At 56.5% G+C, this 453-nt stretch carries 1 pseudogene; it reads right to left on the minus strand.

From position 1 onward, the window contains the following. Window positions 1–453, minus strand: a pseudogene (locus CIK04_RS32650) (RTX toxin); the annotation flags it as partial.

The raw sequence follows: 453 nt of genomic DNA on the forward strand, positions 1-453 counted from the left end.
CCCTTACCTGTTAGGTCTGCGGTCGTGCTGAACTTGCCATCTTGAACGGTCGCTTCGAACGAGGCTGTGTTGCCTTTGCTGTCGGTCACGGTCAAGGTCACTTTCTGACCGTCTTCTACGTTGGTCGTGGTTCCTGACAAGGTCACTTCGTCTGCTTCGTCAACACTGATGTTGCCGTCGCCTACGGTCGTCAAGTCGATGCTCGGTAGATCCGCATTGTCCGCATCCAACGTCGCGCTTTCTGTGTCGCTCGCCTGGGTTGCCCGCGCTGTCCTCACGTCCGCTTTCACGCTGATCGCGCCATCAACCAGACCCTTACCTGTTAGGTCTGCGGTCGTGCTGAACTTGCCATCTTGAACGGTCGCTTCGAACGAGGCTGTGTTGCCTTTGCTGTCGGTCACGGTCAAGGTCACTTTCTGACCGTCTTCTACGTTGGTCGTGGTTCCTGACAAG

The sequence above is a fragment of the Vibrio sp. 03_296 genome (assembly GCF_002265885.1).